Genomic DNA, 15570 nt, shown 5'->3' with positions numbered 1-15570 from the left:
GCCCGCGCTGTGTTTTGCGCGATCGCACGAGGCCGCGCGATGTGGGAATGAGTCTAGGGGTCATGGGTGCGAAATTCTTCCCCTCGAATGGGTGAGGGGGCGCCCTGGAGAGCAGGCCATGACCTGCTGCGTGAACAAGTTGGCAGCAACGCGCAAGCGGGCGGGCAGCAAGCCGATCCGGCTTGTCGCGTTTCAAGAAAACGCACGGCTGCCCCCGGAGGCGCCGATCCCTTCAATAGGCGCCGGGCGGGGCGACGTAATGGAGCATCCTGACGCGCGCGAGCGCGAAGGCGCGGCCGAGTGGCGCCTTGATCGCATCGCGCCAGGGGCTGGAACCAGGAAAGGACGGCTGCAGGCCCCATTGGCGCAGCACCCGGTTGCACTGGTGCACGCGGGCCAGGTGGCGCGTGGTGGCGGTGTAGAACACCACGCCGATGGAGATCGAGACGCCATCGCCGGCGCGCACCCAGTCGGTGGTGGTGCGGGTCATGTGCGGCGAGGTGGCGGGGAAATACACGCCGTCGCCGGGTCCGACGTCGAAGTCCCGGCCGTGGTGGCGCAGCGCGGGGTCGAGGCGCACGTTGCGCAGGGAGCCGTGCACGATGAATTCCTCCACCTCGCGCGCCGGCACCACGGCGCGGTCGGCATGGTCGAACACGGTCATGATCTTGCGGCCGCGGATCTGCAGCCAGAAGTTGTTCTCGCGGTCGATGTGGAACGGCGTGACCGAGGGCGGCGCCGAGATGAAGATGAAGCCGGCGACGCGGAACACGCCCGGCTGTTCAGGTTCGATCAACGGCCGGGCGCCGGCCATGACCTCGTCGAGGAAGGCGGCGTAGTGCGGGTCGGTCTGCACGTTGTAGAGCGCGACCCAGGAGCCTGGCTCCTCGATGCGCGCGAACACCTCGTCGATGCCCAGCCCGTCGGGGGTTTTGGGCGTGTGGAAGAACTCCGAGGTCTGTGTCGTGCCGGGACGGATGAAGCGACACTGGCGGCTGGGCATGAGGTCGTGCGCCAGCTGTGCCAGGCGGGGCAGCTGCATCAGCGGATGGTCCGCATAGTCGTGCCGGATGGCGTGCATGACGTGGGTGGAAAACCGCGCGGGGTCGACCGCCGCGATTCCCGCCGGCGCCGGCGCTGCGCGATGCAGGCCGGGCGCGTCGGTCTTGCCGGAATGCGTTGCTTGCGTCCATTCCATGACACATCCTCCTAAGCGGACCCAACAGCCGAGATGGCGCCAATTCCCGTTCGACGCGGCCCGGACTCAATACGCGTAATAGCCGTACGGCGAGGCCGTGGATGGCGTGCGCGACTGGTTGAGCAGGGTCATCACGACGGGGCACTCCTCCAGCATGGACAAGGCCTGCAGCACCGAACCCTGGTGGGTCTTGCCGGCGTGCACGACCAGCACCACCTGGCCCATCTGGGGCGCCAGGACGCGCGCCTCGACCGAAGGCAGCAGCGGCGGCGCGTCGAAGATCACGATGCGATCCTGCTGGTGGGCGGCCAGATGGTTGAGGAAGTCCTGCATGGCCTGGCTGCTGAAGATTTCGGTCGCGCGGTCGTTCTGCGTGCCGGCGGTCAGCACCGTGAGCTTGTCCACATTGGTGGCGAGCTCGACGTCGGCGAGGTCCAGCGCGGGGTCGAGCAGCAGGTCGAGAAGGCCGGGACCGCGCTTGAGCCCCAGGCGCTCGCCCGCCGCCACCCGCGTGGCGTCGGTGTCCACCAGCAGCACGCTGTGGTTCAGCTCCATCGCCATGCTCATCGCGAGGTTGATGGACGTGAAGGTCTTGCCCTCGCCCGGCAGGCTGCTGGTGATCAGGATGAGGTTGCCGCGCTCGACCGGACCTGCGCTCTTGCCGCCCTGGGCATTGGCCAGCAGCGGGCGTTTGATGCTGCGGAACTCGTCCATCAGGCGGGTCCGCGTGGCATTCGGCACCAGGTAGCCGGCTTCCTCGAGCGCTTGCAGGTCGATGTCGGCGTTGCGCTTTGGCGGGGCAAGCCGCGAGGGTGCCGTGGGCGTGGTGGGCGCGGCTTGGGACGCCGTGGCCAGCGCGGCAGGCTGCGCCTGGCCGCGACTGGCGGCTTCGGCTCCCTCGACCCAGGGCATGTCGACCCCGGCCTTGCGGAGTTCCTCGAGGCGTTTGCTGGCTTGTTCGATGATGCTCATGACGCGCCTCTCAATAGTGGATTAGGTGGAGCACGTTGAGCACGACCCACGCCAGGTACAGGATCACCAGCGAGCCTGTGCCGGTCATGAACAGCACTTGTCGCTGCTGCTCGGCCTTGGTTTCTCTGGGCGTGAAGACCAGGCTGATCGAGCCGAGCACCGCGCGGTCGGTCGATTCGCGCAATTCGCGCGCGCTGCGGAACGTGGGGAACAGCAGCACGAGCAGATAGCTGGCGAGCGCACCCAGAGCGAGGGCGAACACCAGCACGAAGGCAATCAGCACGCTGCGGTGGGGAAACAGCGGTCTGGGGCTGGCGCGCGGCGGGTCGACGACGTGGAAGTAGTCGAGCTTCTGGCTCTGGTCCTGGTCGCGCGAGATGACGGCCGCTTCACGGCGCTGCACGAGCTTCTGGTAGTTCTCGTTGATGACGGAATAGTCGCGGTTGAGTTGCACGTACTGTTCGTCGAGCTTGGGCAGCTTGCCGACCTGGGCGCGCAGTTGCCCCAGTCTGGCCTGCACGTCGCCGACCTGCGACTGCAGCGCGGCGACGTTGGCATCGGCCTGGGCCAGACTGATGCGCAGTTGCTGGTACACCGGGTTGGTGGCTTCCGAATACTGGATTCCGGCTCCAGCCGTCGGCGCGGGTTCCGCGGCCTTGCGCTTCGCCTGCTCCTGCCGCTCGCGTTCCAGGCGGGCCAGGGTCTGGCGCGTGGCGATGACGTCCGGGTAGGCGTCGGTGTAGCGCTGCAGCAGGTCGTCCAGGTGTTTGCGCTGCGCGGCGATGCGCACATCGATCTCCGACGGCTGGGGCAGGAGCCCGGCGTTGGCGCCAGGCACCAGCGAAGGCGAGAGCGTCGGGCGAATGTCGGCCAGCTGGCGCCGCAGGGTGTCGCGCGAGCTGGCTGCCGAAGTCAGCTGACCCTGCAGCAGCGTGAGCTGGTCCTGCAGCTGGCTGACGCGGGTGTAGTAGTCGGTGCTGGCCTGGCCGGAGTAGCCGGGGTTCTGCGTCTTGAACTCCTTGAGCTTGTTTTCGGCGTCGCGCAGTTTCTTGTCGTAGATCGCGATCTGGCTGTCGATGAAATGCAGGGCCTGCGCCGAATCCTTCTGGTTGGTGGCGATGCCGTTGTGGACGAACAGATCGAGCACGCTGCGCACGACGCCCAGGGCCTGCGCGGGATCGCGGCCGATGTAGCTGATCTGGTAGAGGTTGTCGCGGCCGTTGATCTTGACCTGGATGCCCGTCGTCAGGGCTTCGATGATGCGCTCCCGCGTGTCGGGCGGGGTGCTCGGGGAAATCAGGCGATTTTCCTCGGCGATGCGCACGACGTTCGGGCGCGAAAGCAGGGTGCGCGCCAGCATGTTGACCTGCTCGCCCACGTCGGGCTGCACGGACAAGCCGGTCATCAGCGGCCGCAGCATGGTTTGCGTGTCGACGAACACGGTGGCGCTGGCCATGTAGCGTTCGTGATAAAGCACCACGCCGATGGCGCCGAGCAGCGCGACCACCCAGGCCACGGCCAGGCCCCACCAGCGTTTTTCCCACATGGAGGGCAGCAGATTGAACAGGGGACGGAGTAGATCATTCATGGTGGTTCACATGTGGAACGGAGCCGAAGCGACGGCAGTACGGCAACAGGGGCGCGACATGGACGGGAGCCATGGTGCGTTCATCATGCGCCCTCCAGATGGGCGCGGAACTCGCGGTCCTGGCGGGCCAGCAGCCAGTTCGACAACTGCCAGGCGATGCGTTCGGCGGCGTGGCCGTCCCAGAATTCGGGCAGATGGGCGCTCTTGCCGCCGGAATCGAGGATTTCCGAAAGCTCCCGGAAGATGCGCCGGATGTTGCCGCCGACCAGGCTGTTGGTGCCGGATTGGATGGACGCCTGGCGTTCGCTGCATTTCGCCAGGGTCAGGCAGGGAATGCCCAGGGCCGTGGCCTGATCCTGCAGCCAGCCGCTGTCGGTCAGCAAGCAGGAGGCCTCGCGCAGCAGGCCCAGCATCTCCAGGTAGCTGAGCGCGGGGGTGATGCAAATGGCCGAGGTCTGCGGACCCGCGCCGTAGCGGTGTTCCGGCAGCGCGGCATGGAGGTCGGGGCGCATGGGCCAGATCAGCCCGAGGGTCCTGCCGATGCGCCGCAGGGCGGAATCGAGCTCGGTGAGCGCCGCCGGGTTGTCGCCTTCGAGCGCGTGTTCCATCCAGACCAGTCCGTAGCCCCTGGGCTGGGTGAGAACCTCGCTGGACATACCAAGGCGCGCCAGCACGCCAGCGGCCGAAGGGCAGCGCGGCAGCGCGTGGTGCAGGGAATCGATGAGCGGCGTGCCCGTCAGATGCACGCGGCCGGACGCGATGCCTTCGGTCTGCAGCCTGGCGAGCGCCGCGCGCTCCCCGGTACAGAGCAGGCTGGATGCGTGGTCGATCAGGACCCTATTGGTTTCCCGCGGCACGGTGCGGTCGCCATGGCGCAGGCCCGCGTCGACGCGGATCACGGGCACGCCGCTTTGGTTGGCCATCAGGGCGCAGGCGACGTTGGCCGCATCGTCGCCGCCGAGGACCAGCGCGCTGGGCTGGTAGTGGTCCAGCAGGGGGGCGAGCGCCGCAAGCATTTCGGCCATGCGCCCGGCCGGGGTCGGGGCGCGTGTTTCGATGCGCAGGCTGAGGTCGGGCAGGATCAGGTCGAGGGCATCGCGGGCGGCCAGCTCCGTGTTGCCGTTGGCGTCGCGCTCCAGGATCTGCAAGGGCAGGGCGGGCGGAAGATCCTCGCGCTGGCCGAAAGCATGCAGCAGGGCGCTCATCATCACCAGCGTATCTTGCGACGACGCCACGCACAGCAGCGGACCCGGCTGCTGCTGCGGGTTTTTGCCCGCAGGCTCGGTTCGGGATGCCGCCAGGTCCAGGTCGAGGTAGCCGCCCGCCGTCGCGGGCGGGGTGCGCAGTGCCGCGCGAAAGCGCGCCTCCGCGTCGGCGCGCGCTTCGCTTCGCGGTCCCGCCGGAGTCGGCTCGGTGATCGTGGCATGGGGGCCGGCGGATTGCGCTGCCCTGTCGGGCGCCCCCGGCGCAACTTCCGCGGGGCCGCTGAGTTCGGCGCGGATCTCCCCTGCGATGCGATCGACGCGGTCGGCGTCGATGCGGTCCACGCCGTCGAGAAAGGCCGACAGCAGCAAGCGGCTGCACAGCATGTTGATGCGACGCGGCACGCCGCCGGACCACTGGTGAATCGCGCCGAAAGCCGCGTCGTCGAACGCGGGGTTGCCGCTCCAGCCCACCTTGCGGAGCCGGTGCTCGACATAGGCGCTGGTTTCGGCGGGCTGCATCGGACCCAGGTGGCAGCTGGCGATCACGCGCTGGCGCAACTGCTCCATCGCGGGTAGCCGCAGGATCTCGCGCAACTCGGGCTGGCCCACCAGGAAGCTCTGCAGCAGCGCCTTGTTGCCGAACTGGAAGTTCGACAGCATGCGCAATTCCTCGATCGCGGCCGGCCCCAGGTTCTGGGCCTCGTCGATGATGAGCAGGGCGCGGCGGTCGGACGTCGCCAGCGAGGCGAGATAGGCCTCGAGCGTGACCAGCAGCTTGGCCTTGTTCATGCCGTCAGCGGGAATGCCGAACGCCAGGGCGACGGCGGAGAGCAGCTCGCCGGCCTCGAGCTGGGTGCTGACGATCTGCGCGGCCACCACCTTAGCCGGATCGAGTTCGGCCAGCAGCGTGCGCAGCAGCGTGGTCTTGCCCGCGCCGATGTCCCCGGTGACGACGATGAAGCCCTCGCCCTGGAACGCCCCGAAGCGCAAATATTGGTGTGCGCTGCTGTGGCCCTTGCTCTCATAGTAGAAGCTGGGGTCCGGGTTGATCTGGAACGGAGGCGCCGTCAGGCCGAAGAACTGCTCGTACATGGCCGATGCTTAGAACCGGTGCACCACGCCGGCGAAGATGGCCGACTCGTTGGTGTCGGGAATGTAGGACGACACCAGGAACTGGCGGCGCAGGCCGATCAGCCCCGTGGTGCGCGGCGTGAGCCGGCGGTCGAGTTGGACGATGAAGCTGGTCTGCCGCGAGGTCAGGCCTTGGTTGGGCCCGAAGCCCGTGTTGTTGGCGCGCACCACGGTGAAATTCAGGTTGCTGATGGGCGAGAGCCGGCGGCCGTAGTTGAAGGCCACGCCGGTTTGGATGGTGTCGGTGGAGAGGGTCTGCAGCAATTGCAGCAGGGTCTGCCCCGGCAGGAACAGGTCTTCGGTCTTGGTGCGGTAGAACGACAGCGCATAGCTGTTGCGTTCGCGCAGCATCAGGGCGGTGAGGCTGAGCGCGTTCTGCAGGCTGGCCGACTGGGTGTAGAAGTTGTCCGCGGTGGACAGGGACGACGGCAGGCCGGCGCTGTTGAGCAAGTTCTGCACGGCTTGCGCACGCGCGACGGGGTCCGGATACTGCGACTGCATCATGCCGTCGAGCAGGGATGCGATGTTGGAGCCAGGCGGTCCGCTATTGAATTGTGAGCCCAGGAAGGTGATGGGTCCGCGCGTCCAGTTCAGGCTGACGTTGAACAACCCCGTGCCCTCGTGGGCCTGAAGGGCCCAGCCGGTGCCGAAATAGCGGCGTTCGGCCATGGCCTCGACGCCTGCGTTCGGGTCGGGTTGCCACGTGCCGCGCACGCCGTAAATGGGTTTCCTGACCTGCGCGAGAAAGGCATCGACCTTCTCATAGCCGCCGATCAGCCCCAGCACCAGCCGGTCCGACACGGCGTAGTTGCCGATCGCGCGAAACGATGTGTCCTTGAGCGAGGCATAAGGCTGGTTGTTGTAGATGGTGTTGTCCTGCCTGGCCACCAGGGTGTAGCCCCAGGGTAGCGGGCGCTGGTCCAGGCTCACCGTCTGCACGCCATAGCGCCCGCCGACTGCGCCGGTGCTCGCGGTGTTGCCGGTCACCTGGGTCCAGGTGTTGTCGCTGCGGGCAATGAAACGCAGGTTCGGGTTGAGCAGCCGGTCGATGTAGGGGCTGAGGCGGTATTGCGTGGTGGTGTACTGGTTCGACGAGGGGCTACTGAACTGGCCGACATAGGGGTTGATGATGTTCTGCTGGGATATGACGCCTGCATCCAGGTACAGCAAGCGGTCGACCAGTTCCGAACCCAGGCCCAGGCTTCCGCTGGGCAGGATGCTGTTGGACTGCGTGCCGCGCACGTAGTAGAGGCCGTTGAGGCGGAAGTCGCCGCGCAGGTGCCAGTGTGCGTGCTCCGACTGCACCACCACGCGGGGCACGAGGTTGAAGATGGTGTCGCTCCGCGCCGCGTCCCCGGCGCCGAAATTGGCGTTGCTGGTGCCCGTGACCAGGAGGCCCAGCGAGGGCTCCAGGTAGGTGGACGGAGGCGGCCCCTGGGTTTCGGCCGCGGCCCCCGAAGCGGCAAGCGCCGGCAAGTCTGGCAGGGCTTGCGCGAGTGCGGCGCGCCCCGCGAAACCGGTGCAGGAGGCGATGATGGCGCTGGCAAGCACCGTGCGGCGAAGGTTCATGGGCGGGCTCCTGGATGTGCCGTGCGGATCGTGGTTCGTCGCTGCGGTGCAGGTCTAGAACCAGCCTTGGGGAATCACGATGGTGTCGCCCGGCAGCAGCGGCACGTTGTCGGCCATATTGCCCCGCCGCAGCAGGCCGTCGAGACGGATGCTGTAGGACTTGCCGGCGCGGATCAGCACGGCGTCGTTGCCGCTGGCATAGGGGCTCAAGCCTCCGGCGGCGATCATGGCGTCGAGCAGGGTCATCTTGTCGCGGTACGGCAGGCTTTGCGGCTTGGCCGCCGCGCCGACGATGCTGACCTGCTGGCTCAGCGCGCCGTGGAAGTCGCTCACGACAACCGTGACCACCGGGTCGCGCACATATTTCGCGACATGGCTTTTGATTTCGGCGGCGAGTTGGTCGGCGGTCAGGCCAGCGGCCAGCATGCCGCTGACCAGCGGGGCCGAGATCCGTCCGTCAGGACGCACCTGGACGGTGGAGGACAGGTCCGGGTTCTGCCAGACCGTGATGTGCAGGGTGTCGCCCGGGCCGATGATGTAGTGGTAGTCGGCCGCCGCAACCTTGTCGGGCGCCGGGGGAAAGTTGTTGCTGGCGCAGGCGGACAGCAGCAGAGCCAGAAAGGCGACGAACAAGGCGGAAAAGCGGCCTCGCGAGAACCGTATCGGAAAGGGCCCCATGATGTTCTCCATTGGGTGGCGTGCGTGGCAGCGGTGACCAAGAGCTGTGACCAAGGCTGGCCTAGTTTCGATGCAGTCTATGTCACGACATCGCGCATCCGGCACCCTTCAACAGGGGGTTCCTTGCGTGCCATGGCGTGTGAAAACATGCGCCATCGGCCTTGATTCGCCACGGCGAGTCGGGCCGTGTAACAGAACCATCACTCTTCGCGTAAGCCGACGACAGTCGGCAATCCGGTTGGCCGCGCGGCACGTCTTGCGCGCGGCGGTGACCGGCGGCGTGCCGAGGGTGAGGACACAGGCAGCCATCGGGGGATGTGACTCATGATCCGCGTTTTCGACCAGTACATTCCGACGCGGACGGTACTGGAGTTGCTGACGGACTTCGTCGTCCTGATGCTGGCAGCCGTGCTGTCGGCCGTGACCTTGATGGTGTTGTCCCAGGGCAACGACCCCGACCTCGCCGTTGTTCCCGTCACCCTGCTCCCGGCCATGTTCTTTGCGGGCTTGCAGCTGCTGCTGTACGTCACCTTCGGCGTGTATCAGCGCGATCGGGTGGGTTCGCTGCGCGTCCTGCTGATCTGCGTGACGCTCTCGATGGTGTTCAGCCTCGCCCCTTTGTATTTCCTGCTCGGCGGGCTGTTCTTCCACCATGGGCACGCCTTGCGCTTCCTCGGGCTCGCGTATTTCTACCAGCTCCTGGGCGTGTTTCTGATTCGCCTTCCCCTGCTCGGGGCTTACAAGTCGCGCTTCTGGTCGAGGAATATTCTCATCGTCGGCAGCGGGTCGGACGCGCAGATCCAGGCGTCGGACATCATCGACCATGCCGGAGGGATTTACCGCGTCACGGGGTTCTATCCGTCGGGGCATGAATCGGGTTCGGCCGGCCCATTGCCCGCGCCGCTGTTTTCCAGGGATCTGGCCCTCGACGCCCTCGTCGCGCATCACCGCATCGATGAAATCGTGGTCGCCGTGCGCGAGCAGCGCGGCGGCGCCCTGCCGTTGCGGCAGCTGCTCGATTGCCGCATTCTGGGCGTTCCCGTGCATTCGCTCGCGGCGTTCAGCGAGCGCCTCAAGGGCGAGGTTCCGCTGGACAGCCTCAAGGCCAGCTGGCTGATTTTCGGCGAGGGGTTCTCGCAGGGCGTTCTGCGGACGGTGATCAAGCGCGTGTTCGACTGGGTCGTGGCGTTGGCGCTCTTGCTCGTCCTGTGGCCCGTGATGCTGCTGGCGGCATTGGCGATACGCCTGGAGGACGGCGGCCCGATCATATTCCGGCAGGAGCGGGTCGGCCTCTATGGCAAGTCTTTCTGGTGCCTGAAGTTCCGCAGCATGCGCACCGACGCGGAGAAGGACGGCGTGGCGCGCTGGGCGCAGGCCAACGACAGCCGCATCACCCGCGTCGGGCGCTTCATCCGCAAGACGCGCATCGACGAACTGCCCCAGCTGTTCAATGTCCTGAAAGGGGAGATGAGCCTCGTCGGTCCGCGCCCCGAGCGCCCGAGCTTCGTCGCGCAGCTCACCGCGGCGGTTCCGTATTACGCCATTCGCCACAGCGTCAAGCCCGGCGTGACCGGCTGGGCCCAGGTGCGGTTTTCGTACGGCGCCTCGCTGAGCGAGGCGCGGCGCAAGCTGCAGTTCGACCTGTACTACGTCAAGAATCATTCGCTGATCCTCGATCTGCAGATCATTCTGGAAACCGTGCGCGTGGTTATATTCGGCGAAGGCGCGCGCTGACGCCGGCATTCGTGCCGGGCGGCATTCCGGCGGGGCGTTCGTCCATTCATTCAACAGTTCTCAAAGGTGCTTTATGACGGTTGTCGCAGTAGTCGGGATGGGTTATGTCGGGCTGCCGCTGGCGGTGGAGTTCGGCAAGAAGCACCGGACCATCGGGTTTGACTTGTCGCGCGCCAAGGTCGACGCCTACCTGAAGTGCGTGGACCCGACCGGCGAAGTCTCCAGCGCCGACCTGCAGGCCGCGACCCTGCTCGAACCCACGTGCGACGCCGCGCGGCTGGGCGAGGCCGATTTCATCATCGTCGCCGTGCCCACGCCGGTGGACGAGGCGCACAACCCAGACTTCTCGCCGCTGGTCTCGGCCAGCGAATCGGTCGGGCGGCATCTCAAGCCCGGCGCCATCGTGGTGTTCGAGTCCACGGTGTATCCGGGCGCCACCGAAGACGTCTGCGTGCCCATCATCGAAAAGCAGTCCGGCCTGCGCTGGAAGACCGACTTTTTCGTCGGCTACTCGCCCGAGCGCATCAACCCCGGCGACAAGGAGCACACCCTCACCCGCATCGTGAAGGTGGTGTCGGGCGACACGCCCGACACGCTCGACAAGGTGGCGGCCATGTACGCCAGCGTGATCACCGCCGGCGTCTACAAGGCGTCGTCGATCAAGGTGGCCGAGGCCGCCAAGGTCATCGAGAACACCCAGCGCGACCTCAACATCGCGCTGATGAACGAACTCTCGCTCATCTTCCACCGCATCGGCATCGACACCACCGAGGTGCTGCAGGCGGCCGGCACGAAATGGAACTTCCTGCCCTTCCGCCCCGGCCTGGTCGGCGGCCACTGCATCGGCGTCGATCCCTACTACCTGACGCACAAGGCCGACACGCTCGGCTACCACCCGCAGGTGATTCTGGCCGGACGACGCATCAACGACAGCATGGGCACTTATATCGCCGAGCAGACCGTCAAGCAGATGAGCCAGGCCGGCTACCCCATACGCGGCGCCAAGGTCGTCGTGCTGGGGCTGACCTTCAAGGAGAACTGCCCCGACCTGCGCAACTCCAAGGTCATCGACGTGATCCACGAACTGCGTTCCTACGGCGTGGACGTCTGCGTGCACGATCCCATCGCCGCGCCCGACGAGGCGCGGCACGAATACGGCGTCGACCTCGTGGCCTGGGATCAGTTGCCGCGCGCCGCCGCCATCGTCGCCGCGGTGGCCCACGACGAATACCGGCAAAAGCCGCTGCAGAGCTTTCTCGACAAGCTCGAGCCCCGGGGCGTGTTCATGGACGTCAAAGCCGTGTTCGACGCCGCGCAGTTGCGCGGCCAGGGCGTGCAGGTGTGGCGGCTATGACGGCGATGCACGGCCCGTTCGACATGCCCGCCACCCTCGCGTCGCGCAGCCGGCGCTGGCTGGTCACGGGCAGCGCCGGCTTCATCGGCTCCCATCTTCTGGAGACCCTGCTGCGCGCCGGACAGCAGGTGGTCAGCCTGGACAACTTCGCCACCGGACACCGCAGCAATCTCGAGGAAGTACGCCAGGCGGTGGGCGACGAGGCATGGTCGCGCCACACCTTCATCGAAGGCGACATCGTCGATCCCCGCACCTGCCAGGAAGCCTGCCGCGGCGTCGAGCTCGTGCTGCACCAGGCCGCATTGGGCTCGGTGCCGCGCTCCATCGAGGACCCGCTGCGCACGCACGCCGTCAACGCCACCGGGTTCCTCAACATGCTGGTCGCGGCGCGCGACCAGGGCGCGGCGCGCTTCGTGTTCGCCGCGTCGAGCTCCACCTATGGCGACCACCCCGGCCTGCCCAAGGTCGAGGGCGTGATCGGCAATCCGCTGTCACCCTATGCCGTGACCAAATACCTCGACGAGCTGTACGCCAGCGTGTTCACGCGCACCTACGGCATGCAGACCATGGGCCTGCGCTATTTCAACGTGTTCGGCACCCGCCAGGACCCCAACGGCGCCTATGCCGCCGTCATCCCCAACTGGGCGCAGAAAATCAGCCGCGGCGAGGTCTGCCTCATCAACGGCGACGGCGAGACCACGCGCGACTTCTGCTACATCGCCAACGTCGTGCAGGCCAATCTGCGTGCGGCCCTGTTCCCGGCGGAAGGGCCGGCGCACGAGATCTTCAACGTCGCCTACGGCGAGCAGACCTCGCTCAACCAGCTCCACGGCCTGCTGGGCGAGAACCTCAAGGCGTTGAACCCGGAACTGGTCTTGCTGCCGCCCACTTACCGCGATTTCCGCAAGGGCGACGTGCGCCATTCCCTGGCCGACATTTCCAAGGCCAGGGACATGCTCGGCTACGCCCCGACGCACAGCGTGCGTCAGGGACTGCGCGAGGCGATGCCCTGGTACCTCGCCCAAGCCAGCCACGCCTGCGCCTGAGTCGGCACGCCGGGGTTCTCAGCCGGTGTAGCCCGGCAGTTCGATGACGTAGGTGTCGATGATGGCACTGGGGTCGATCACCGGCGCGCTGGGATTGGCGCAGCCCCAATCGCTGGGAACCAGGATGCGCGTGCCGCTGGGGCTGATCGTGACGTTGGGTTGCGCCCAGTAGTTGTTGGTGGTCGCGTTGTTGTAATAACCGGCGCTGCGATGGTGTGCCACGCGATAGATGGCCCCCGAATCGACGTTTGCGATCAGCACCTCCTGGTCCAGGTAGGTCTTCGGCGTGCCGCTGACGGTCGGCGTCGGTCCCTGGCAATTGCCGGTGGAGCCGCTCGGGCAGCCGGTGATGCCGACGGCGACCCATCCCGACGCTTTGTATGCGCGCCCACTGACCAGGGTGCCGGCTGGCGGGTAGGGATCGCCGTTGGCCGGGCCGATCAGGGTGTGGACCGCCCCGCCTTTGCTCAGGTTGACCCAGATCAGCGTGCCGGTCGCGCCGCCTGAGGGTGGCCCGTATTGCGCGCCGGCCACGATATCGTCGCCGGCGGCGTTGCGCAACATGTCGCTGTGCTCCTGGCCATCGAAAGGCAAGGTGCGCAGCACCTGGTTGCTCAGCGCGTCAAGTACTTGCACGCCGTTGGTGCTCTGGTAGAAGTAGGTGCCACTTCCGGACGGCAGGGCTTGAGGCACGCTGCCCACTGCGGGAAACGCCAAGCCGATCGCGCCGGTGGAAATCCGGTAGCTGAAGGCGGCGAATTCCTCGACGCCGCCGGAGGTTTTGTTCAAATCGGCGCCCAGACCGATGAGGTCGTTGTCCTCGCTCATCGCGAAAGGATCCTCGCCGCCCGAAACCTTGGTGATGGTCCCGGCGCCGGACACGGCGGAGGCCAGTGCTCCGCCGGGCTTGAAGTCGGAGGCGAAGTCGTGCAGCACTGTCGTGCTCATGCTCACGGCGCTGATCGAGCCGTTGGTGCGTGCCGCAACCGTGATGGTCGCCTTGACCAGCTGATTCACTTGCGAGCCTGTACTTTGTGAGTTGTTGACGTAGAACAAAGTCTGCGGATCGGTAGTCGACCAGTAGAACTGCTCGATGTCGGCGGGGTTGATGGCCAGGAACTGGATGAAGGCGTAGGTCTTGCCGTCGAGCAGCGCAAAGCCGCCCTCAACGCCGGTGCTACTCAACCGACCGGAGACGTACAGGATCAGCAACGATTCATCGGTGTTCCAAGCTTGAGTGGTCGGATAGGCAGGGACCGCCCAACCTGAGTTCCAGTCGGCCTTGGCGTCCGTGAGCCGGATCATGCGGGTGCCGAAGTCGGGATCCCTGAACGGCACCAACTTGGGCTGCTTGGCCAGAGGAGAGTAGGGAACCAGGCTCTTGCCATAGGCCTGAAGCCCGGTGGATACGTTGCCACTGTTCGTGCCGTTAGGCACGGATGCGGCGCTTGCGCCCCCACCGCCGCCGCAGGACGCCAGGGTACCAATGGCAGGGAATGCGAGCAGGGATTGCTGGATGAATTGGCGGCGTGTCTGCCTCATGGGGAATACTCCAAAGCTTCGAGAATGGATGTCGACATTCCCCCCAGGAACCACATTATTTGCCGTGCAACGATCGGTGCGGGCTTGCTGAAACCCTGCGCGCCGCAGCCGGCATGGCTTTGATGGCTTGGTCGTCGCGCGGACCGCGGCGCATTTTGCGTGATCCGTCTGAAATATTTAGTAACGAGACCAAGTGGCCGGCGACGACTATAGCAGAGGGGTATCAAGTGCAAGGCCGTGCGCGGCGTCGCTCCGGTCCCGGGAACGCGCCGCGCACGTGTTGTATCGCGCCCCACCGATCCAATCCGGAAGACGTTCAAGCCCCCCAAAATCGCGGTGGGCGCGTTGTCACACTGCGGGAGCAAGTGCGTTCATGGCAACGGTATGGCGTTGACCGAGCCGCTGTTGCCATCGGTGAAGTACAGATAGGTGTTGTCGTGCGCCAAGAAGAAGGGCTGCCGCGGGTAGACGCTGACTGTCGCCACCACTGTTGGCGTTGCACTCGTCAGGTCGATCTTGTTGATGGCTTCGGCTTGGTAATCGGCCACGTACAGGTAACCGTTGGCTCCGGTGATGCCGGCAGGGCTGGCCAATGTAGCGACGGTCGTGGGCGGCGACGAGGGAGTGCCGCTGGGAACGATGGCCCATTTGCTGACCGTGCCGTTCGAGTTGGTCGCATAGACGCTACTGCTATCGGCATAGACGCTCCAAGGGTAGCTAGCGCTCGAGGCCGGATAGTAGGTGGCGATGGTTGTGCCGCCTGTTGTTGAAATTTGCAGCACATCACCTTTGCCATGGTTGGCGACGAATAGCGAATTTCCGTCAGCCGACAACGCGAGCCCGTCCGGATTGTTGAGGCCAGATGCCAAGCGCGTGACGTTACCTGTAGCGATGTCGACGGAATCAATAAACCCAGGCCCCGGTTGCCCTGCGATCACGGGACCTGACCAATTCGCGACATAGAGCGTGGTGCCATCGCTTGAAATCGCCAAACCTGTCGGTTGGGTGAGCGGAGGCTCGCCGCTCGAGTATTTCAGCGGGATCGACGTAAATGGATAGCCGGGTTGGTTCAATGCGATGGCACTGATCGACTGCCCACTGGTATTGGCGACGTACAACGTGCTGCCCGAAACCGCGATGCCCTGCGGGTAGCTGAATCCGCTCACGCTGATCGGCTGTCCGGTGGCCGTGCTGCTGGTGCTGCCCGCCGGGCCCGCTCCAGGGGCGATGGTGGTGACATTGGAATTGGATGTGCTGCCGGTGCCCGGCGTGGGTGCTGGTGTGCCGCCGCCTCCGCCCCCTCCGCCACAACCCGCGAGCGCCAGCGTGAGCATCAGGATGGGCCAGTGGGCGCGCTTGAGCATGTTGAAAACCCCTTCAGAGTTTGTGCTCCGCCGTGTGGCGGATGCCTTGGAATTTTGAGCGCCCCCAGGACCGGGCTGCGCCCGGACTCATCCCCCGCGGGGGTCAAGAAAACTTGGGGCGGTCCGGCATTTCCTTGAGATTCCACTGTGCCACAAGGCCATGGGCTTGGCTTCCCCTGAATCGTGGGG

General features: G+C 66.1%; 11 protein-coding genes. 3 read left to right on the top strand and 8 right to left on the bottom strand.

Annotated elements, in window-relative coordinates:
• Nucleotides 1-232: 232 nt before the first annotated feature.
• From THIARS_RS01985 to THIARS_RS01960, 6 genes are all read right to left on the bottom strand, one after another.
• Nucleotides 233-1198, bottom strand: coding sequence for a cupin domain-containing protein (locus THIARS_RS01985; protein ID WP_094159241.1), 966 nt, complete (start codon nt 1196-1198; stop codon nt 233-235).
• A 66-nt stretch (nt 1199-1264) separates the two neighbouring features.
• Entirely contained in the window at nt 1265-2170 is a 906-nt protein-coding gene (locus THIARS_RS01980) for an XrtA-associated tyrosine autokinase (RefSeq protein WP_094159240.1), read from the bottom strand.
• A 10-nt stretch (nt 2171-2180) separates the two neighbouring features.
• On the bottom strand, nt 2181-3758 hold the full coding sequence (locus tag THIARS_RS01975) for an XrtA system polysaccharide chain length determinant (RefSeq protein WP_094159239.1): 1578 nt from the start codon (nt 3756-3758) through the stop codon (nt 2181-2183).
• An 83-nt stretch (nt 3759-3841) separates the two neighbouring features.
• The gene (locus THIARS_RS18500) at nt 3842-6055 is read right to left on the bottom strand and encodes an XrtA/PEP-CTERM system-associated ATPase (protein WP_186436533.1); all 2214 of its coding nucleotides are present in this window, start codon (nt 6053-6055) and stop codon (nt 3842-3844) included.
• A 9-nt stretch (nt 6056-6064) separates the two neighbouring features.
• Nucleotides 6065-7663, bottom strand: coding sequence for a TIGR03016 family PEP-CTERM system-associated outer membrane protein (locus THIARS_RS01965; RefSeq protein WP_094159238.1), 1599 nt, complete (start codon nt 7661-7663; stop codon nt 6065-6067).
• Nucleotides 7664-7717: 54 nt separating this feature from the next.
• Nucleotides 7718-8341: an XrtA/PEP-CTERM system exopolysaccharide export protein gene (locus THIARS_RS01960; RefSeq protein WP_094160565.1), complete on the bottom strand. Its 624-nt coding sequence runs from the start codon at nt 8339-8341 to the stop codon at nt 7718-7720.
• Between the two features lie 324 nt (nt 8342-8665).
• On the opposite strand from THIARS_RS01960, the gene THIARS_RS01955 reads away from it, so the two are divergent.
• The 3 genes from THIARS_RS01955 to THIARS_RS01945 all read left to right on the top strand — a co-directional run bounded on the left by THIARS_RS01955 (nt 8666) and on the right by THIARS_RS01945 (nt 12475).
• Nucleotides 8666-10075, top strand: a complete 1410-nt coding sequence (locus THIARS_RS01955) for a TIGR03013 family XrtA/PEP-CTERM system glycosyltransferase (protein ID WP_094159237.1) — start codon at nt 8666-8668, stop codon at nt 10073-10075.
• A gap of 73 nt (nt 10076-10148) precedes the next feature.
• Nucleotides 10149-11429 (top strand): nucleotide sugar dehydrogenase, encoded by a 1281-nt coding sequence (locus THIARS_RS01950; RefSeq protein WP_094159236.1) that lies wholly within the window; start codon nt 10149-10151, stop codon nt 11427-11429.
• A gap of 5 nt (nt 11430-11434) precedes the next feature.
• Complete coding sequence (locus THIARS_RS01945) at nt 11435-12475, top strand: SDR family oxidoreductase (RefSeq protein ID WP_222423051.1); 1041 nt, start codon at nt 11435-11437, stop codon at nt 12473-12475.
• 18 nt (nt 12476-12493) lie between these two features.
• Here the strand turns inward: THIARS_RS01945 and THIARS_RS01940 are convergent, their stop codons facing one another.
• Both THIARS_RS01940 and THIARS_RS01935 read right to left on the bottom strand, forming a co-directional pair.
• The gene (locus THIARS_RS01940; protein ID WP_094159235.1) at nt 12494-14017 is read right to left on the bottom strand and encodes a hypothetical protein; all 1524 of its coding nucleotides are present in this window, start codon (nt 14015-14017) and stop codon (nt 12494-12496) included.
• Nucleotides 14018-14388: 371 nt separating this feature from the next.
• Nucleotides 14389-15381 (bottom strand): NHL repeat-containing protein, encoded by a 993-nt coding sequence (locus THIARS_RS01935; RefSeq protein ID WP_094159234.1) that lies wholly within the window; start codon nt 15379-15381, stop codon nt 14389-14391.
• Between the last annotated feature and the right edge of the window lie 189 nt (nt 15382-15570).

The sequence above is a fragment of the Thiomonas delicata genome, assembly GCF_900088825.1.
GTDB lineage: Bacteria > Pseudomonadota > Gammaproteobacteria > Burkholderiales > Burkholderiaceae_C > Thiomonas_A > Thiomonas_A delicata.
Note: the sequence above shows the minus strand (reverse complement) of the source record. Positions and strands in the feature narration are given on the sequence as shown.